The 20158-nt window shown below is 29.7% G+C and carries 19 protein-coding genes; 13 read left to right on the top strand and 6 right to left on the bottom strand.

Annotated features, from left to right (window positions below; genetic code table 11):
• The coding region (locus tag HOH73_06525) for a S8 family serine peptidase (GenBank protein MBT5828509.1) at window positions 1-2209 on the top strand (2209 nt) is incomplete at its 5' end.
• Between the two features lie 420 nt (window positions 2210-2629).
• Here the strand turns inward: HOH73_06525 and gloB are convergent.
• Window positions 2630-3409, bottom strand: a complete 780-nt coding sequence (gene gloB, locus HOH73_06520; GenBank protein MBT5828508.1) for a hydroxyacylglutathione hydrolase — start codon at window positions 3407-3409, stop codon at window positions 2630-2632.
• Window positions 3410-4771 carry a DNA repair protein RadA gene (gene radA / locus HOH73_06515; protein ID MBT5828507.1) on the bottom strand — a complete coding sequence of 454 codons (1362 nt, stop codon included), beginning with the start codon at window positions 4769-4771 and terminating at the stop codon, window positions 3410-3412.
• A 129-nt stretch (window positions 4772-4900) separates the two neighbouring features.
• Between radA and HOH73_06510 the strand changes: the two genes are divergently transcribed.
• From HOH73_06510 to lptB, 9 genes are all read left to right on the top strand, one after another.
• On the top strand, window positions 4901-5581 hold the full coding sequence (locus HOH73_06510; GenBank protein MBT5828506.1) for a DsbA family protein: 681 nt from the start codon (window positions 4901-4903) through the stop codon (window positions 5579-5581).
• Window position 5582: 1 nt separating this feature from the next.
• Window positions 5583-6275, top strand: coding sequence for a DsbA family protein (locus HOH73_06505; GenBank protein MBT5828505.1), 693 nt, complete (start codon window positions 5583-5585; stop codon window positions 6273-6275).
• Window positions 6276-6279: 4 nt separating this feature from the next.
• Entirely contained in the window at window positions 6280-6966 is a 687-nt protein-coding gene (gene tolQ / locus HOH73_06500) for a protein TolQ (GenBank protein ID MBT5828504.1), read from the top strand.
• A gap of 1 nt (window position 6967) precedes the next feature.
• Window positions 6968-7399: a biopolymer transporter ExbD gene (locus HOH73_06495; GenBank protein MBT5828503.1), complete on the top strand. Its 432-nt coding sequence runs from the start codon at window positions 6968-6970 to the stop codon at window positions 7397-7399.
• The gene (locus HOH73_06490; GenBank protein MBT5828502.1) at window positions 7396-8136 is read left to right on the top strand and encodes a hypothetical protein; all 741 of its coding nucleotides are present in this window, start codon (window positions 7396-7398) and stop codon (window positions 8134-8136) included. The genes HOH73_06495 and HOH73_06490 overlap by 4 nt, the downstream gene beginning before the upstream one ends.
• A 74-nt stretch (window positions 8137-8210) precedes the next feature.
• Window positions 8211-8822 (top strand): ribonuclease D, encoded by a 612-nt coding sequence (locus tag HOH73_06485; GenBank protein MBT5828501.1) that lies wholly within the window; start codon window positions 8211-8213, stop codon window positions 8820-8822.
• 6 nt (window positions 8823-8828) lie between these two features.
• Window positions 8829-9782, top strand: a complete 954-nt coding sequence (locus tag HOH73_06480) for a KpsF/GutQ family sugar-phosphate isomerase (protein MBT5828500.1) — start codon at window positions 8829-8831, stop codon at window positions 9780-9782.
• A gap of 2 nt (window positions 9783-9784) precedes the next feature.
• The gene (locus HOH73_06475) at window positions 9785-10729 is read left to right on the top strand and encodes a hypothetical protein (GenBank protein MBT5828499.1); all 945 of its coding nucleotides are present in this window, start codon (window positions 9785-9787) and stop codon (window positions 10727-10729) included.
• An 11-nt stretch (window positions 10730-10740) separates the two neighbouring features.
• Complete coding sequence (gene lptB, locus HOH73_06470) at window positions 10741-11463, top strand: LPS export ABC transporter ATP-binding protein (GenBank protein MBT5828498.1); 723 nt, start codon at window positions 10741-10743, stop codon at window positions 11461-11463.
• Here lptB and tolB read toward each other — a convergent pair whose 3' ends face one another.
• From tolB to HOH73_06455, 3 genes are all read right to left on the bottom strand, one after another.
• Window positions 11464-12786: a Tol-Pal system protein TolB gene (gene tolB, locus HOH73_06465; protein MBT5828497.1), complete on the bottom strand. Its 1323-nt coding sequence runs from the start codon at window positions 12784-12786 to the stop codon at window positions 11464-11466.
• Window positions 12786-14981 carry a phosphoribosylformylglycinamidine synthase subunit PurL gene (purL, locus tag HOH73_06460; GenBank protein MBT5828496.1) on the bottom strand — a complete coding sequence of 732 codons (2196 nt, stop codon included), beginning with the start codon at window positions 14979-14981 and terminating at the stop codon, window positions 12786-12788. Before purL ends, tolB begins: the two co-directional genes overlap by 1 nt.
• A gap of 71 nt (window positions 14982-15052) precedes the next feature.
• Window positions 15053-15715 (bottom strand): YggS family pyridoxal phosphate-dependent enzyme, encoded by a 663-nt coding sequence (locus tag HOH73_06455; GenBank protein MBT5828495.1) that lies wholly within the window; start codon window positions 15713-15715, stop codon window positions 15053-15055.
• Between HOH73_06455 and HOH73_06450 the strand changes: the two genes are divergently transcribed.
• Entirely contained in the window at window positions 15714-16256 is a 543-nt protein-coding gene (locus HOH73_06450) for a thiamine phosphate synthase (protein MBT5828494.1), read from the top strand. The two genes, HOH73_06455 and HOH73_06450, sit on opposite strands and share 2 nt — an antisense overlap.
• On the opposite strand, the gene map is transcribed toward HOH73_06450, so the two are convergent.
• Window positions 16253-17038: a type I methionyl aminopeptidase gene (gene map, locus HOH73_06445; GenBank protein ID MBT5828493.1), complete on the bottom strand. Its 786-nt coding sequence runs from the start codon at window positions 17036-17038 to the stop codon at window positions 16253-16255. The two genes, HOH73_06450 and map, sit on opposite strands and share 4 nt — an antisense overlap.
• Before the next feature lie 45 nt (window positions 17039-17083).
• On the opposite strand from map, the gene HOH73_06440 reads away from it, so the two are divergent.
• Entirely contained in the window at window positions 17084-17833 is a 750-nt protein-coding gene (locus tag HOH73_06440; GenBank protein MBT5828492.1) for a competence/damage-inducible protein A, read from the top strand.
• 91 nt (window positions 17834-17924) lie between these two features.
• The coding region (gene gyrB, locus HOH73_06435) for a DNA topoisomerase (ATP-hydrolyzing) subunit B (protein ID MBT5828491.1) at window positions 17925-20158 on the top strand (2234 nt) is incomplete at its 3' end.

Genomic DNA, 20158 nt, shown 5'->3' with positions numbered 1-20158 from the left:
TGATAGTGATTCTGTGACCGATGGTGGTGATTCTGATTCTACAACTGATACAGATTCTGATTCTGATACTGATAGTGATAGTGATAGTGATAGTGATAGTGATACTGTTACCGATACTGATAGTGATACTGATAGTGATACAGATACCGTTACTGATACTACTGAATATCAAGCTGCTGATTTTTTAACTAAGTTAAAGTTTACTGAAGTTTATTCAGATAATATGACTGGCTCTGGCATAAAAATAGCATTATTAAATACAGGGGTACAAAATTTAACAGACATTAATAATGAAAATTATGATACAGATGGTGCGATTGCTGTGGTTAATAATGCTAGTGCAGATTCTAATGCAGCAATAATGGTAGCAGAAAAAAATGATATTGGTTTACATGGTATAGCATATAATAGTGAAATATTAGACATACAAACTCATAATCTAGATTCTTCAAATAATATAGTTAGCACAGTAACAGAAGTTAAAGCTGGTGTAATTAGCGCAAATACTAACAATGTTGATCTCATTAGTGTTCGTAGTGAGGTTATTAATGGGTTTGATAATATCTCCAATAAAAACTCATTAATTACAGCGATCAAAGCTAGTTCAGCAATAATTGTTACATCTGTCGGAGATACAGATAATGGTCACATAGATCCTCTAGATTTAGCTAAATTATCTATAGATGATACAAGTTTAACTAATATGGTAGTGGTAGCTGGTCTAAATGAAGCAGGTACAGAGATATCGACTAAAAGCAGATATTGCGGTGCAATTAAAAATTGTTTAGCTACATATTCAGAAAATATTACAACTTATGATCAAAATAATAACTTAGTATCTATGACAGGCACTGATTTATCGGCTTCAATTGTTACAGGTGTCTTAGCTTTGATGAAGCAAAAATTTTCTACTATAGAAAATGATGATCTAATTAAGATCTTACTTGAAAATTCTACACCAAAATTTAGTGATACTGAGATTGAAAATAGTGCTAGTAGAGATGCTGGAGCTGAAGGAGATACATCTGATATATATGGTTATGGTTTGTTAGATGACGCTGCCATTTTAAGAATTTTTTCATTTGATGCTAGTTCAGCATCCACATCAGCAATAGCTTATAGTTCATCTCAAAGTTTTTCATTAGGAAATAGTTATTTTTCAATTGATGAATCATTATCATCTTTTGCACATAATCTTTCGTCAATCTTAACCGAAGTGCAAATTTTTGATAAATATAAGCGTAATTTTAATCTTGATTTGTCAAATATGGTATCAATTCAAAGTTCAAAATTAAATCTGCTTAATCTATTTGAAAAAGATAAAAATTTATATCATAAGTTTAATTCATTAGGAGATAAACTAACCTTTACCTATCCAAATAAATTAAACGAAAGTAATTTTAAAAATTTAGATTTTTCTTTAAATAGTAACTCTAAAAATAATTTAAATTTTACTTATGCACAAGGAAATCAAGCCAAATTTATTAGTAGTAATGACAAAACAAAGATCAAATTTAACGAAGACCCATATATGGGACTTACAGATGAGAATCTCAAAAGATTTTCCTTAAATAAGAATTTAGGAAGTAATATTAACCTTTCCTCTGCAATAATAGAGGAGGGGAATAATATTTTAACCTTTAGTAATAATATTTTCTTATCAAGTAAAAAAGTACAGTCATTTTTTAGCTTTAACCAGCAAAGAGCAAATAATAATTTATTAGGATCATCGGGCAGTGAGTTATTAAGTCTTGATAATGTTAGTAAAACAAATTATTGGGGTTTTGGTGCGAAAGTTAATTTAAGTAAAAAATTAAATTTTTATAGTAAATATTATCAAGCTATGACTAAATATGATGGTGATGAAGTTTTTTATAATCAAATAGCTTTAAAATCAAAGTCTTATGCAGGAGAGTTGCATTATAGCTTTAACCGCAGGAATGATCTTTCATTAATTTATGATGTACCTTTTTATATTTATAAGGGAGAAATATCTGCTAATATTCCATATGGTATAGATCGTAATAGTAAGAATATTTTAATTAAAAACTACAATTTAACCTTTAGCGATAAAGCAAGTAGAAATTTAAAACTTATCTATAATAAAGATTTTAATGAAAAACTTACTACTAGTTTGATGTTGCAAAAAGGAGTAGATTTTGATAGTGAACATAATTTAATTATGACAAATTTACGCCGTATTTTTTAATTTATGACTTTAAATATAGCTTGGTAAGTTAGTTCATGTTATTATTTTGTTTGATTATGAAAAGGTTACTTTTGTTATCATTGAAAACTTTGTTTATTTAAGATGACAAACTCTATTTATTATTAGTTTAGCATTATTTATAAAATAGATTTACCTCTAATTTTTAATGATTATATCTTTTACAGAAATTAGTGCTCAAATAAAATACGCTTTTTTATTTATTGTGACAAGTATTGAAGCAGAAGTTTAATTTTAGCATTATTTTGCATGGTTAGGAGGGGGCGTTAGACTCTTTTTATTAATTATGTATATAAGAATATTTATATTAGCTAAAGCTTTACTATTGGTTTAATGTTATAAAAGCAGGATATTTCCATAGCTAGTATAATTTAATTATATAAAATTTGTGCTATATTTAAATTATTTATTAAAGGAGTTCTTTAATTCTCTAATTTTTTTATAAATTTGATTATTGTAGGAATCACTGTTTTTGCCAATATTTTTCCTTATTTCCGGGCTTAAAGTTCGTAGAAAAGGATTAGTCTTAAGTTCTATTTCAAGTGTGGTTGGAGCTGAAGGTAATTTGTTATTTAATAGTTCGATTATTTGTAACTTTTTTTTCTGTAAAGCAAGATTATCTTGTTCAATAGACAGAGCAAACTCAATATTTTCAAGAGTATATTCATGGCTAAAATATATTTTTGTTTGTTTTGGTAGTTTTTTGATTTTTTCTAATGAATTATACATTTCATCATATGTACCTTCAAATAAATAACCAGAACCTGAAGGAAATATCACATCACCACTAAATAAGATATTTTCATTTTTTGCGTAATAGGCAATATGTCCATTAGTATGCCCATTTAGTAAGAGTATTTCAAAATTTAATAACCCAATTTTAATATTTTCCTGTTCAGTTACAGCATGGTCAATTTGGGGTATTTTATCTAGCTCTAATTTGGGACCATAAGTTATAGCTTTATATTTCTTTTTTAGCTGATCTACACCATTAATATGATCGTAATGATGATGGGTGATCAAAATATAATCTAAAGTAAGACTATTTTTTTGCAGATGTTCAATAACAACATCTGCGTCACCAGGATCTATACATGCTGTTTTATTAGTTTCTAAACAGCTTATTATAAATATGTAATTATCACTTAAAGAAGGTAATATTTTAATTTGAAATTTTGACATTTAAAAATAATTTAACAATTCGGTTATGTGCGTAAGCTCAATAATCTGCAGATTTGTATTTTTAGGTTTTTTCTTAAGTTTAGGTGTAATTGCTGCTTTAAAGCCTAACTTTTCAGCTTCTTTCAATCTCTCAAAACTTTTACTAGCACTTCTAATTTCACCAGATAAGCCTATTTCGCCAAATATTACTGTTTCTTGCGGTAATGCTTGTTGTTTAATAGTTGAAATAAGGCTAGCTGCTGCGGCTAAATCGGCAGCAGGTTCTGTAATTTTAAGTCCGCCAGCCACATTGAAATACACTTCTAATTGAGAAAAATTTAACTGACATTTATTTGATAATACTGCAAGTATAATAGCTAATCTGTTATTGTCCCAGCCATCAACAGCTCTTCTAGGAGTTGCCATGTGAGAATTAGCAATTAGGGATTGCAATTCAATTAAAATAGTTCTGGTACCTTCTGCAAGTGGAAAGATTGTGCTGCCAATTGATTTAGCATTATATTCATCTAAAAAAATTTCAGATGGATTGGTAATTTCTTGTAGACCATTTTTTTGCATTTCAAAAATAGCTATTTCATTGGTCGCGCCATATCGATTTTTATGTGAGCGTAAAATCCTAAGGTTACTTGCTTTATCACCTTCAAAATATAAAACAGTATCGACCATATGTTCGACTAATTTAGGTCCGGCAAGCTGGCCATCTTTGGTTACATGTCCTATTAAAATGAAGATAAGGTTCATTTTTTTAGCAAGTTCAGCAAACTCCAAGACACTATGTCTTAATTGATTAACACTACCTGGAGCGGCACCAATTTCAGTCATAAAAGTAGTTTGGATTGAATCTACTAAAATAATTTTTTTAGATTTGTTCTTATGTAAGAAATTTACAATATCCGAAACATTGGTATTGGTAGTAATATCAATATTTGAATTAGTAATATTTAACCTTTCAGCTCTTATGTTTATTTGATTTACAGATTCCTCACCTGATATGTACAAAGTTTCAAGCTGGTTTTGTGCTAAATTTGCTAATACTTGCAGTAATAATGTCGATTTCCCAACACCTGGATCGCCACCAATTAAAGTAACTGAACCAGATACTAGGCCACCTCCCAAACACCTATCTAATTCAGAAATATTAGTGCTATATCTTTGATAATCTTCGCTATCTTCTCCTAATTTCTTAATATTTAACTCCGTGTTAGATATCTTAAATCTCTTATTACTAAAATTAGCGCTCTTAATATTGTTGTTATATTCTTCTATACTATTCCAGCTATTACAATTATCACATTTACCACTCCACTTAGATGTGATGTTTTGACAATTTTTACAGATGAATTGTGATTTAATTTTTGACATAAATAATAAAATATGTTTTTACTAAGCATAACATAATTTATATATAAAAACATGCTAGATATTTTAGTAAAAAAACTAATAAAACCAATCATAATAATTTTATTTTCAGTTTTGATTTCATTTTTGTTAATGAAAAATTATACAGCTAATAATAGTGCCAGCTTTAATGAACAAGATTTTGAAAAATATATTAACGAGAATGCTGAATTAATCATAAGCTCAGTGAATAAACATTATGAAAACCTAGAAGCAAATAAAGGTACAGTTAGAGTCGAAAAATTAAAAGAATTAGAAAAAGAAATATTTTCTTCAAAGCATGATCCTTTTATTGGTAATGAAAATGCCAAAATAAGAGTAGTAGAATTTTTTGACTATAATTGTGGTTATTGTAAAAAAGTTTATCCAACCATTTTAAAATTAAATAAAGAATTTGAAAATGTTAAAATAGTTTTTAAAGAAATGCCAATTTTAGGTGCTCCATCTTTGGTCAAGTCAAAAGTGTCACTTGCAGCCTTTCATGTAAAGCCAGAAAAATATATTGAAGCTCATGGTAAAATAATGAACCATAGGGGGCAGCTAAATACAGTTGAAGATGTCGCAAATTTACTACAATCTTTGGGTTATGATAAAGATGAATTAATTAAAAAGGCTGAATCAGAAATGATAGCAAATGCATTAGAAGAAAATAAAAAACTAGCATTCAAATTACAAGTCTCAGGTACTCCTGCTTTTATAGTGGAAGATGAATTTGTGGATGGTGCAATTTCTTTTGATGGTTTAAAAGCGCTTGTTAATAAAAAAATAAAGTAAAATGAAAAAAAACAAAATATATCTTATAATTTCTGTATTATTTTTGATTTTATCGGCAGTAATATTTTTAACTTTACGCACGGATAAAAAATATGATGAAGCTAAAGCTAAACAAGTTGAGAGTAACAAAAAACCAGTTAGTAAATTAGATATTCAAAATTATATTAAAAGTGATCAGGAATTAGATATAACAGAGGGTGAAATCGGCGCGCCAGTAACTATCATTGAATATGCTTCATATAGCTGTGCCCATTGTGCAGATTTTTATAAAAACTTATATCCGCAGATAAAAGCTAATTTTATAGATAAAGGTAAGGTTAGATTTATTTTTAGAGATTTTCCTTTAGATGAGCCATCTTTAAGGGCTTCACAACTAATACATTGCATGCCAGATGGTAAGAAAAATATGATGAAAGTTTTATTTGAGAGCCAAACATCTTGGGCCTATAAAAAAGATTTTCCAGAAAAATTAGAAAATTTTGCTAAAATACAAGGCTTAACCTCAGACTTTTTTCACGCTTGTATGAGTAATAAAGAGTTAGAAGAGCAGATTTTAGAAAAAAGAATGAGTGCATTTGAAGCCTTTAATATTAATTCTACTCCTTCACTAATTATAAATGGTCAATTATATATTGGGCAAAAAAATTGGTACGAAATCTCAGAATATATAACCAACTTATTAGAAGCTAAATAATTATATGTACACAGACTATTTAGCCATATCATCATTTATAAGTGATGCAGATTTAGTTGTTAAATTTGTAATTATAATTTTATTTTTATCTTCATTTGTTTCTTGGGCTATAATATTTGATAAATTAATTAAATTTAGAATCTTAAACTTTAGAGCTAGAAATTTTGAAAAACAATTTTGGTCTGGAATTGAGATTCTGCCTTTATTTGAGAAGATAAAGAAAAAAGATAATGATCCTTTATCTAATGTTTTCGTAACTGCAATTAATGAGTGGCAGTTACAATATGGTTTGAATTTGCAAGATAATTATGTTAAAGAAAGATTAAAAGAAAGGATTTATCAGGCTATGATGGTAACGAAAAATAGGGCTATAAACAGAATCCAAAAAAACATAAATTTTTTGGCTACAATTTCATCTAGTGCGCCTTTTATAGGTTTATTTGGAACTGTTTGGGGCATTATGAATTCTTTTAGTGCTATTGTAGATGCCCAAAGCACTAGCTTAACAGTAGTAGCACCAGGTATTGCTGAAGCTTTATTTGCAACTGCCGTCGGTTTGTTTGCAGCTATTCCTGCTTTGATTTTTTATAACTTATATATAAATAAATTAAACGCATATAATTCTAAAATTGAAGATTTTTCAGTAGAGGTTATAAATTTACTATCTAGAGAATTAGATAAAGGTCAATAAAGTGATTTTTAGAACTAAATATTCTCAATCATATGAGAGTAGCAAAAAACAAGAAGTTATCAGCGCAATTAATGTTACTCCTTTTGTAGATGTAATGTTAGTTTTATTGGTAGTTTTTATGATTACAGCTCCTTTGCTAATTAAGGGAGTTAATATAAATTTACCGGAAAATAGTGTAGCACCTCCAATAGAAAATAATAACCCTTTTGCATTATCTATTAGTGATAAAGGAGAAGTATATTTTGAAGAACAGCAAATATTATTTAAAGATTTAAAAATATTTGTATCAACAAATGTTTTAAGTAAAAACACAAGAATTTTTATCAGGGGAGATAAGGCAATTAATTATGGCCGCGTGATGAATGTTATTTCAGAGTTAAACTCTATTGGTTATAAAAAAATATCCTTAGTAACTGAATCAGAAAAGCAATGATTAGAGGCTTTTTATTATCAGTATTACTACATAGTTTTTTGTGGGTTATACTATTTTTTATAATACCAAATATTTTCTATAAACAAACAAGAATCATAGATGTATCTGTAGATATAATCTCTTTAGAAGAGTTGTTTCCTGTAGTTTTGCCTGAAAAAATAGTTAAGGATGAAAAGGTGGTTGAGCAACCAGAAATAATAGATAAAATTACAGAAACCTTAACTTTACCTGAAAATATAGAGGTTAAAGAAAAACCTCTAATTAAGACAGTTATAACTGAGGAATCTATCATCCAAGAAGAAGAGGAAGAAGAAGGTTTCAACCTAGATAGTATGTTAGCAGAAATAAAAGCTGCTCAGGACAAAGAAAGGGATAGATTAGCGAGTGAAAGAGCAAAATATGGCAATAATCTTACTTCCAACGAAAAGTCTGCTGTAAGACAGCAAATTAATAATTGTTGGAGTAACATAGTAAATAAATTATTTAATATAGAAGAATTAGAGGGTATTAAGGTTAAAATTCTAGTTTCTTTAGATGAAGATGGCAATGTATTAAAAGTAAAGCAATTAGATACTTTAACACCTTATATGAAGATAGATAATATTTTATATCGACAGGTTGTAGATAGTGTTAGTAGTACTTTTATTAGATGTAATAAGATAATTGGTTTACCAAAAGCAAAATATGATTCATGGAAAGATTTTGAATTTATTTTCGACCCAAATGAACTAAAATAAAAAATTCTGATGATAACCTTGCCAAACTTTTAATAGCTATCTATATTATTAATTAATATTACAAAGGTAACAACATCAGTATTTACACATATCAAAACGATTTACCAACTGACTTTTTGGCAAATAAAGAGCTAGCTATAGATACAGAGACAATGGGTCTTAATACCCTCAGAGATCGCTTATGCTTGGTACAAATATCAAATGGCGATGGTGATGCTCATTTAGTGCAATTTGATGGCAAAAATTATGACGCACCAAATTTAAAAAAGATCTTATTAGATCAAAATATAATTAAAATTTTCCATTATGCTAGATTTGACATTGCTGCATTGGAATATTATTTAAATATAAAGATGTTTAATTTTTATTGCACAAAAATAGCTTCAAAGCTAACAAGAACTTATACAGACTTTCATGGTTTAAAAGAATTATGTAACGAGCTAGTAGGCGTTAACCTGTCAAAAGCGCAGCAATCATCCAATTGGTCTAGTGAAGAGCTTTCTCATGCACAAAAAAAATATGCAGCGCAAGATGTTCTCTATTTGCATGAAATTAAGTCTAAATTAGATTTAATGCTAGAAAAAGCAGATAGAACCGATTTGGCGCAAAACTGTTTTGATTTTTTAAGTACTAGAGTAAAGCTAGATTTAAAAGGTTGGTCATCTATTGACATATTTAAACATTAATTAAAAATGAAAAATCTAAAACATATAGCCGAGCAAGTTATAAATACAGAGATTAAAGGCTTAGAAGAAATAAAAACTAAATTTGATGATAGCTTTAGAGATTTGGTTGCAAAGATTTTAACATTAAAAGGTAGAGTAGTAATTAGTGGGATGGGAAAAAGTGGTCATATTGCCAATAAAATCTCAGCCACTTTAGCATCTACTGGTACCCCCGCCTTTTTTATTCATCCAGCGGAAGCTAGTCATGGAGATTTGGGTATGATAACTAAAGATGATTTAGTAATATTATTATCTAACTCAGGTGAAACAAAAGAATTAGGTGACATTATAAATTATTGTAAAAGATTCAAAATAACTTTAGTTGCGTTAGTGAGAAGAAAATCTTCCATATTAGTAAACTCTGCTGACATTGCGATAGTTTTACCAGAAATAGAGGAGGCCTCAAATGTTAATGCACCAACTACCTCAACTACAATGATGTTAGCTTATGGTGATGCTTTAGCTGTTACTTTAGCCGAAATTAAGGGCTTTAACAAAGAAAATTTTAGCATATATCACCCAGGAGGAAAATTAGGTTCTCAATTACTATTAACGGAGCAATTAATGAGAAGCTCTATAGAAATACCATTATGCGATGTTGATGCAGATGCTGAAACCATAATAAATAAAATCACAAAATTTAAATTAGGTATTGTTGGCATTATTAACCATGACGAAAAACTAGTGGGGGTTATTACTGACGGAGATATTAGAAGAAATATTTCTGATAATATTTTGTTAAAGAAGGCCCAAGATATTATGACTTCAGAGCCTAAAACTGTGCAAGAAGAAACCCTGGCTATTGACAGTGTAAATAGCATGAATAAATATGATATTACCAATATATTTGTGGTAAATAAAAAGGAAAAACCTATTGGCATAATTAATCTACATGATTGCTTTAAGGCGGGTTTAATCTAATAATGAATGCTGTAAAAAGCCTTAATAGAAAAGCTAGGATTACAAAAGTAATTGTTATTATTTTAATAGTTATTTTTTTGCTTCCTGTGCTAAACTATTTTAAATCATCTTTACCAGGTGATTCCATATATAGTTTTGAGGAAAACATTGGCGTTACTAATAGTAATTATACTTTTTATAATAACAAATCCACCAAATTCAATTTGTTAAGCAGCAAAGCTATATTAGAGCCTAATGATATTATTAAATTTTTAGATGTTAAATTATTCCACGAAATAGAAGGTAGGAATATTAGTTTATTAGCACTTGATGCTTTTTATAATCAGAGTGAAGAAAGAATAAATTTTGCCAATGGTTTATTTGTGAAAGACAATATGGAAATGGATATTTACACCAGTAAGGCAGAATATTATTTTAAGAATAATATATTATTTGGTAGAGATAATATAATTTTCAAAAATAAATTTAGCTCTCTTACCAGCGAGTCATTTAAAATAGATTTTACTAAATATAATTATCTTTTTTATAATAATGTTAATTTCAGTTTTAAAGATAATGTAAGAAAAGCAGAGTTATATGGTGGATCTTTGGAAATAAATGATATTAATAATCTTATTACAGTTATAGAAGAGCCAATTTATTATGAAGAGGAGTTAAATATTAATGCTGATAAAATAATATTAAAATATAAAGAAGTTTTAAATAAAATTGAATTAACAGAATTACAAGCAAGTAATAATGTGGTTATAAAGCATATTTCTACAACTTTACTTGGTAATGAAGCTATATTTTATCCAGACAGAAATATATTAGTTTTAGAAAATGAGGTAAAAATCACTAGAGCAAAAAATACTATCAAAGGAGAAAAGATAATCTATAATTTAAATGATGGAGTAATTAAAATACTGAAAGTAAAAGACCAGAAATTAGATTTAGATTTTCAATAAAAGTAACAATTATGGCATATTTAGAAGCATTAAATATTAAAAAATATTATGGTAAAAAATTAGTTTTAGCAGATGTAAATTTAAAAGTTAAATCTGGTGAAATAGTTGCATTGCTTGGTCCTAATGGAGCTGGTAAAACTAGCTTTTTTTATATCTTAGTTGGCTTAATTTCAGCAGATGGTGGTAAAATAAATTTAAGTAATCAATTAATCACAGATTACCCCATATATCAGCGAGGTAATATGGGAATTGGTTATTTGCCGCAGGAAAATTCTATCTTTAGAGATATGAATGTAGAAGAAAATATTTTGGCTATATTGCAATTAAAATACCAGGATAAAAAGGAGCAATATAATAAGCTAGAGCAATTATTAGAAGATTTTGACATTGTTAGAATAAGGAAATATAAAGCGACTTCACTATCTGGTGGTGAACGAAGAAGAGTAGAGATAGCTAGATGTTTAGCTGCTAACCCTAAATTTATACTTCTTGACGAGCCTTTTGCAGGCGTAGATCCAGTTGCCGTAAAAGACATTAGAGCCCTAATATTAGAGCTTAAGAAGAGAGAAATAGGGGTTGTTATTACAGATCATAATGTTAGAGAAACATTAGAAATAGTTGATAAGGCTTATATTATGTATGATGGAAAATTATTATTTTCTGGTACTAAAGAAGAAATTATTAATAATAAGGAAGTGCAAAGGCTTTATTTGGGAGATAGTTTCAAAATTTAACTATAAACCTGTTGGGATTTTTACCCAATCAGCTTCAGATGCGTCATAAGGTGTGTCTATAGCTTTTATAATTTCTCCATTCAGATTAATCATATAAAGTTTACTGGTACCTTTTTCGATATTCTTATTGGAAGCTTTTTTACGATTAAAAATAATAAACTTACTATTAGGAGCCCAGCTAGGTGATTCATCCTTATATGATTTTGTTAGAATTTTTACAGCAAAATTATTCATATTTAAGATCCCAATATAGAAGTTTCCTTGGTAAATCTTTGTAAAAGCTATATATTTACCATCAGGAGACCAATTAGGTGTAGCAAAATTTCCGTTACCCAGATTAATTTGTTGTAAGTTACTTCCGTCAATATTCATTAAATATAAATTTTGAGCACCAGATCTATCCGAGCTGAAAATAATTTTATTGCCACCAGGTGAAAAGCTAGGAGAAGTATCAATAGCATAATTGTTGGTGAGCCTTCTTAGGTGTTTTTGCTCTAAATCATAAATAGCAATTTCACTATTGCCTTCATATGAAACTACCAAGACAATTTTTTTGCTGTCATGAGAGAATCTTGGAGCATAAACCATTCTATCTATATTGAATAACTTTTCTGTAAGGTTACTTGCTAAATTTAATTTATATATAGCAGGTAAGCCTGATTTATAAGAAATATAAATTATATTTTTTGCATCAGGAGATAATCTTGGGGTTAAGACTAAATCATCACCATATGTAATATATTTAACATTATCTCCATATAAATCCATAACAGCCACTTTTTTATTTCTTGAAAATAAGCTTCCTCGCTCAGATATAAAAGCAATTCGGGTATTAATATAACCCTCTAAACCAGTATAATATTTATAAATTAAATCTGATATTTGAGCTGCTCCCTGATGCCATAATTCTTTAGAGAAAGTAATATTTGTTTCAATGATATTTTTTGTACTAAAGAGATCATATAATGTAACATTAGCTGAAATCATATTACCTGGCATACTATCTAATGAAACTGTCAATTCTGAATATACAGGGCTATTATTAAAAAAAGCGTAACTAAGTTTTTTTAAAAGAATTTGCTTTTTGTTTGATTCTCTAGGCGATAAATTTTTAATTTCAAAAAGATTAGTATCCTCTAATTGTTTTTTTATACGCCTTTTAATTTTATAAGAAGTGCTAAAGCTAGATAAGTCATTGCTTGTTACTTTTTTTATATTAATTAGAATTTTACTATCATTGCCACCTTTAATTAATAAAGGTTCTACAGCAAAGCTGTTTAAATTGTAAAATGATATAATTATTAATATAATTAAAGATTTCATTAAAAACTAATTACTTGTTCATTTAATGATTTTAAATAACTAATTTGCTGTAACTTATTTTCTACTTCAATTTCTTTATTTTGAGTTTTACCAATTTTTTCAATAAAGATATTAGATTTATTTGCTAGATTAGTTAATTCAGTTTCATTCGATGTAGGTAGGGCCACAATATAACGAGCTTGAGTTTCTGAAAAGAAATATTCTATATTAGATAGTTTGTTAGAATTAGGGTTTGTTACTTTGAAACCAATATCTTTTGTGAAACTCATCTTCGTTAAAGTTGTTAAAATTCCACCATCTGCAATATCATTAACATTTTTAACAATATTATTATTAATCAACTCTAAAATAAAATCAGCATGTAATTTCTCCTCAGTTAAATCTAAATCAGGACAATCTCCTGTTTCAATATTTAGATATTCCCTTTGAAATAATGACGCTCCTAACTCTGCTTTTGTTTCTCCAACAACATAAATATTATAATCTTCTTCGCTAAAATAATTTAGAGGAATATTATTTATGTTTCTAATTAAGCCAACACCACCAATATTTGGACATGGTTTTATAGCTTCTCCATTTGTTTCATTATAAAGTGACACATTACCTGACACAACAGGATAATTTAATGCTTTTCCAGCATCTCTAATTCCTTCAATAGATTTCACTATTTGACCCATTATATCTTTTCTTTCAGGGTTTCCAAAATTTAAACAATTAGTAATGGCCAAAGGTTTAGCTCCAACTATTATTAAATTTCTATAACTTTCTACTACTGCCTGCATTGCTCCAATGTAAGGATTGGCAAAAACATATCTTGGGGTACAATCAGTTGTTGCTGCAATTGCTTTATTACTTTCATGTATTTTAACAATTCCAGATCCAATATTTTGTGACTTTAAAGTATCATTCATCACGCCACAATCATATTGCTCATAAATTTCTTTTTTATTTGCAATATCTGGTGAAGAAATAATTTTCTCTAATGCTGTAAAAATATCATGATCTTTATTATGTTCATATAGATATTTAGGTTTTATTTTTGGTTCTGTCCAAGGACGGTCATATTTTGGTGCTTCCTCAGATAAAGGTGCTACGGGAATATCCGCTTTTATCTCACCATGTTGCTTTAAGACCAGGTTCTTACTGTTTGTAATTTCACCAATAGTTGCGCAGTCTAATTCCCATTTTGTAAAAATCCTCTTTGCTAAATCTTCTTTTTCTGGTTTAATAACCATTAACATTCTTTCTTGGCTTTCTGAAAGCATTATTTCGTAAGCACTCATATTTGTTTCTCTTTGTGGCACTTTATCTAAATCAATTTCAATACCTACACCACCCTTACCAGACATTTCTAAGGATGAAGAAGTTAAGCCTGCCGCACCCATATCTTGGATTGCAATAATTGCATCTTCTTGCATTAATTCTAAACATGCTTCTATTAAAAGCTTTTCTTTAAATGGATCACCAACTTGCACAGTAGGTCTTTTTTCTTCACTTCCTTCTGCAAATTCTTGTGAGGCCATAGTAGCGCCATGAATTCCGTCTCTTCCAGTTTTAGCGCCCACATACATAACTTTGGAGTTAGTATCTGATGCAGCTGAGTAAAAAATCTTATCCTGTTTAGCGTGGCCAACACACATTGCATTAACTAAAATATTACCATTATAAGATTTATCAAATATAGTGTCTCCAGAGATATTAGGTACACCAACACAGTTACCATAGCCAGAAATTCCAGCTGTAACACCACTTAGAAGATGTTTAGTTTTAGGATGATCTAATTGTCCAAAGCGAAGTGAATCTAGAATAGCTATAGGTCTTGCACCCATAGTAAATACATCTCTTAGAATTCCTCCAACACCAGTTGCTGCTCCCTGATAAGGCTCTATATATGAGGGGTGATTATGACTTTCCATCTTAAATATTATTGCATCATTATCATCAATATCAATAATTCCCGCATTTTCTCCTGGTCCACAAATTACCCAATCTTCTTTTGTATGCAATTTTGCTAAATGTAATCTTGTCGATTTATATGAACAATGTTCGCTCCACATAACTGAGAAAATACCTAATTCTGTGATATTTGGTTCACGCCCTAGAATATCAATTATTTTTAAATATTCTGCTTCAGTTAAGCCATGATTTGCAATTATTTCTTTGCTATGTAGATTTTGCTTATTTTCTTGTTTCATATGTCTAGATTTTTTTTGCTATTATAAAAATAAATTACTGCTTTTCCAGTATTTTATCTAATTTTGTATAATTAATATTTTCTTGCACCAAATAATGCTGAGCCAACGCGAATCTCGCTAGTACCAACTTGAAGAGCTTTTAAGTAGTCAGAGCTCATTCCTTGGCTAATGTAATTAATATTATTGCGGCGGGCAATTTTATGCATAAAGGCAAAATATAAAGAAGGGTTTTCTTGATAGGGTGGTATGCACATTAAGCCTTTTAAGGGTAATTTAAGCTCATGGCAAAAATAATTGATAAAATCATCAGTTTCATTGATGGCAATACCATATTTTTGCTCTTCTGCACCTATATTTACTTGAATTAGAAACTCTGTATTATGTATTTCTTTTTGATAGTTTTTTGCAATTACTTTTGCTAATTTTTCACTATCAATAGTTTCAATTATATCAAATAATGCTAGAGCATCTTTAACTTTATTGCTCTGTAAATGGCCAATTAAGTGTAATTTCACATCGGGAAATTCTGCTCTGAGCAAAGGCCATTTTTTTTGAGCTTCCTGAAGAATATTTTCTCCAAAATCTCTATGACCTGCATTTAAAGCTTGTTTAACTAACTCAATATCTTGTCTCTTGCTAACTGCTAAAATTTTAGGTATTTTTTGCTGCCATTCTTTTGCTTGTATCTCAAGCTCATTTGTTATATGTTTTAAGTTTTTTGTGACTAAATTCATGCTCAAAAATTTTTCAGGTAAAGTTCTATTAAGCGATAAGGAGAAATTAAAAGATCCCTTAAAAGCGATTAAAAAGTTAGATAAAAATTCTATATTTATTCTTCGATCCAATCATAATATTAGTTTGTCTAAATTAAAAGAATTAAGAAAATTATGCTTTTTGCAAAAAATTCATTTTTTTGTACAAGAGCAAAGTTTAGCTTATATGTTAAAAGCTGATGGTATTTCATTCAAAGAGCAGGACATTGCTAAGCCAAGATTTAAATTGCAAAAAAAATTTACAACGATCATTTCATGCCACAACCAAAGAGCAGCGCAATTTGCTCTAAGTAGGGGGGATGATTATATTTTATATTCACCCATCTTTGAAACCACAACTCATAAAAATGATTTTTATCTGGGACGCACTCGTTTTAATTATCAAACTAGATTCTTAAATATTAAAATAATTGCTCTTGGCGGTATTAATAACAAGAATATGTCTTTATTAGGTAAGCTTAATATTTCTGGTTTTGCCGCGATTGATTATTTTGCTAATTAAGCATTTTTATAAGGAGGGTTAGTATGGCCTAGCTCTGATTTGGTAAAAATTTCATAACCATTTTTAGTTACGGCTAAACTATGTTCAAATTGTGCGGATAAAGATCTATCTCTAGTTACCACAGTCCAATCATCATTTAATAGTTTAGTTTCATATTTTCCAGCATTTATCATTGGTTCAATAGTAAAAAACATGCCTTCTTTAAGTTCTATTCCTTCACCCTTATTACCAAAATGCATGATGTTAGGACTAGTATGAAAGTCTCGACCGATACCATGCCCACAATAATCTCTTACTACAGAAAAACCTTCATTTTCTGCATAATTTTGAATAGCAAAACCAATATCTCCAGTGGTTGCACCAGGCTTTACCGCCTTTATCCCAAGCATCATTGCCTTGTAAGTAACATCTACTAAGCGCTTTGCTTTAATTGATGGTTCACCAACAAAAAACATTCGACTGGTATCACCATGCCAACCATCTAAAATTACGGTAACATCAATATTGATAATATCGCCATCTTTTAACTTTTTAGAACTAGGTATACCATGGCAAATGACATGGTTTACGGAAGTACATATAGATTTTGGAAAACCTTTGTAATTAAGTGGTGCAGCTATAGCCTTGTTTTGTTCAATATAATTGTGGCAAATTTCGTTTAATTTGTCAGTAGTAACGCCAGTTTTAACAAAAGGCGTAATATGATCTAAAGTTCTTGCAGCTAGGGTTCCTGCTAATCGCATTTTAGCAAAATCTACCTCTTTATGTATTATGATGGACATAAAAATTATATTATATATTAATTAAGGTTTAATTATAGTTTTAATATGTCAATTATCAAGAAGTCAGCAGCATTTATTATCATAGGTAACGAAATTCTAAGTGGAAGAACGAAAGATCTGAATCTTAACTTTATAGCATGTCAGCTTACTGATATGGGAATTAACTTGATGGAAGCTAAAATAGTTAAAGATATAGAGTCAGACATTATCAAAAGTGTAAATGAATTACGCGTAAAATATGACTATGTTTTTACTAGCGGCGGAATTGGACCAACACATGACGACATAACCGCTCTTGCTATTGCTAAAGCATTTAAGGTTAATTTATACCGAGATAAAGTAGCTGAACAATTGCTTCGTGATCATTATTCTATGGAGCAAATTAATGAAGCAAGACTAAAAATGGCTGACATTCCAGAGGGGGCCTCTTTGTTAAATAACCCTGTTAGTTCAGCACCTGGTTTTAAAATAGGAAATGTTTTTGTTATGGCGGGTGTGCCTAAAATTATGCAATCTATGTTTTTAGCTACAAAAGAGCATCTAGAAGGAGGTTCTAAAATGAAAAGCAAGATGGTATCAGCTTTCATATCTGAGGGCAATATAGCTCTAGAATTAGCTAAAATTCAAGACCATAACCCAAAAGTTGAAATAGGTAGCTATCCTTACATTAGAAATGAAAAATTAGGAACTTCACTAGTAGTGAGAAGTTTTTACCCAGCAGAGCTAGAAAGTGCTTATGATGCCATTAATAAAATGCTTGCTAACAAGCAAGTTGAAATTGATAAAAAAACTTAAGGTTTTTGTAAATTATAAACTTGCTTATAAGTCAAGTAATTGCTATTTTTAGCATATATTAAAGTAAATTATTACATATCTATATTAGCAAATGACAGAAAATCAAAATAATGATCAAGAGATAAATCAAGATAATTACCAAGCTTCATCAATAAAAGTTCTAAAAGGCTTGGAGGCTGTAAAAAAACGACCAGGTATGTACATAGGCGATACAGATGATGGTTCTGGTTTGCATCATATGGTATATGAAGTTTTAGATAATGCGATTGACGAATCTTTGGCTGGTCATTGTGATGATGTTAATGTAATTATCAATTCTAATGGCAGTGTGACTGTTAATGATAATGGTAGGGGAATACCAGTAGACATTCATAAGGAAGAAGGAGTCTCAGCTGCTGAGGTAATTATGACTCAATTGCATGCTGGTGGTAAATTTGACAAAAACTCATATAAAGTTTCTGGTGGATTACACGGAGTTGGTGTGTCTGTTGTAAATGCTTTGTCAAAATATTTGGAGCTAAGAATATGGAAAGGTGGTAAAGAATATTATGCTAGATTTGAAGATGGTCTAACGGTAAAGCATATAGAAGTAGTAGGGGATTCTAATGGCCGCAAAGGCACGGAGGTAACATTTTTTCCTTCTGAAGAAACTTTTGCTTTTATAAAATTTAACTATGAAACATTAGAGCGTAGAATAAGAGAATTAGCTTTTCTAAACTCTGGAGTAAAAATTAACTTAGCAGATAAAAGGGGAGACACTGAAAAAAGAGATTTGTTTCATTACGAAGGTGGAATTAAAGCTTATGTGGCATATGTAGATAAGGCAAAACATGCGTTGACTCCTATAGTTTGTGTTAATGGTGAAGCTAATGATATTGTTGTAGATATAGCGCTAGAATGGAATGATAGTTATCATGAGACATGTTTTTGTTTTACTAATAATATCAAGCAAAATGATGGAGGAGCACATTTATCTGGATTTAAAGCTGCGTTAACAAGATCAGTTAACAATTACATCGCAAAAGCATCGAGTAAAAAAGATAAAATTTCAATAACTGGTGACGATATCAGGGAGGGAATGACTAGTGTTATTTCAGTTAAAGTTCCTGATCCTAAATTCTCGTCACAAACAAAAGATAAATTAGTTAGTTCAGAAGTAAGACCAGTAGTTGAATCAGTGGTTTATGAAAAGCTAAACAAATGGTTTGAAGAACATCCTAAGGAAGCGAAAACAATCTTAACTAAAATTTCAGAAGCGGCAAATGCTAGGGAGGCAGCGCGTAAAGCTAGAGATTTAACCAGAAGGAAGGGGGCTCTAGAAATATCAAGCTTACCAGGAAAATTAGCTGACTGCCAAGAGAAAGACCCATCTTTATCAGAGATTTTTATAGTTGAGGGAGATTCTGCGGGTGGTTCTGCCAAACAGGCAAGATCAAGAAAGACGCAAGCTATATTACCACTTAGAGGTAAAATATTAAATGTAGAGAAAGCTAGATTTGATAAAATGCTTGCCTCACAAGAAATAGGAACTTTAATTAGCGCTCTTGGCACAAGTATAGGACATCAAGATTTTTCATTAGAGAAATTACGTTATCATAAAATAGTTATCATGACGGATGCGGATGTAGATGGTTCTCATATCAGAACTTTACTACTAACCTTCTTTTATCGCCAAATGCCTGAGATTATAGCGGCGGGTCATTTATATATAGCTCAACCTCCTTTATATAAAGTGAAAAAAGGTCAAAGTGAAGTATATCTGAAAGATGATAAAGCTTTGCAAGAATATTTAATCAACAACTCTGTTACTGAGGCTAAATTAGTTATAGCCGATCAAGAAGAATTAACAGCGATTCCATTAGGCAATTTAATTAGAGAATTATTTAAATTTGCTAAATTACTCAATAAATTATCCGCTCACATTAGCGTGGATATTTTAGAGATTTTGGCAGTTAATGCTTGTTTTTCAGGTGAGCTAGATGAGAATATGAATAAAAATATATCTAATAGCTTAAATAAGTTTCTTAGTGACGAATATGGCACTAAATGGGAAAGTGAAATTACAGATGCTGGCTTAACCATAAAAAAGATATCAAGAGGAGTAACTGAAAGAATAAATATTACAAATGATATGATTTGCTCAGTGGAAGCTAAAGAAATTGCTAAAATAATGGAAAATTATGCGGATCTCTTTAAGGCTAGAGCGCAATATATATTTAAAGATAAGTTAAAGGTGGTTAATTTACCAAGTGATTTGCTAGATGCAGTTAATTTATATGCTAAGAAAGGCCTTAATATACAGCGTTTTAAAGGATTAGGAGAAAT

The organism is Alphaproteobacteria bacterium, assembly GCA_018667735.1.
In the GTDB taxonomy this organism is placed as follows: domain Bacteria; phylum Pseudomonadota; class Alphaproteobacteria; order Rickettsiales; family JABIRX01; genus JABIRX01.
This window is presented reverse-complemented; position numbering and strand designations above follow the sequence as displayed.

Coding starts and splice junctions, on each gene's coding strand:
- gloB (MBT5828508.1), bottom strand. CDS start 3,409: ATGTCAAAATTTCAAATTAAAATATTACCTTCTTTAAGTGATAATTAC.
- radA (MBT5828507.1), bottom strand. CDS start 4,771: ATGTCAAAAATTAAATCACAATTCATCTGTAAAAATTGTCAAAACATC.
- HOH73_06510 (MBT5828506.1), top strand. CDS start 4,901: ATGAAAAATTATACAGCTAATAATAGTGCCAGCTTTAATGAACAAGAT.
- HOH73_06505 (MBT5828505.1), top strand. CDS start 5,583: ATGAAAAAAAACAAAATATATCTTATAATTTCTGTATTATTTTTGATT.
- tolQ (MBT5828504.1), top strand. CDS start 6,280: ATGTACACAGACTATTTAGCCATATCATCATTTATAAGTGATGCAGAT.
- HOH73_06490 (MBT5828502.1), top strand. CDS start 7,396: ATGATTAGAGGCTTTTTATTATCAGTATTACTACATAGTTTTTTGTGG.
- HOH73_06480 (MBT5828500.1), top strand. CDS start 8,829: ATGAAAAATCTAAAACATATAGCCGAGCAAGTTATAAATACAGAGATT.
- HOH73_06475 (MBT5828499.1), top strand. CDS start 9,785: ATGAATGCTGTAAAAAGCCTTAATAGAAAAGCTAGGATTACAAAAGTA.
- lptB (MBT5828498.1), top strand. CDS start 10,741: ATGGCATATTTAGAAGCATTAAATATTAAAAAATATTATGGTAAAAAA.
- tolB (MBT5828497.1), bottom strand. CDS start 12,786: ATGAAATCTTTAATTATATTAATAATTATATCATTTTACAATTTAAAC.
- purL (MBT5828496.1), bottom strand. CDS start 14,981: ATGAAACAAGAAAATAAGCAAAATCTACATAGCAAAGAAATAATTGCA.
- HOH73_06450 (MBT5828494.1), top strand. CDS start 15,714: ATGCTCAAAAATTTTTCAGGTAAAGTTCTATTAAGCGATAAGGAGAAA.
- HOH73_06455 (MBT5828495.1), bottom strand. CDS start 15,715: ATGAATTTAGTCACAAAAAACTTAAAACATATAACAAATGAGCTTGAG.
- map (MBT5828493.1), bottom strand. CDS start 17,038: ATGTCCATCATAATACATAAAGAGGTAGATTTTGCTAAAATGCGATTA.
- HOH73_06440 (MBT5828492.1), top strand. CDS start 17,084: ATGTCAATTATCAAGAAGTCAGCAGCATTTATTATCATAGGTAACGAA.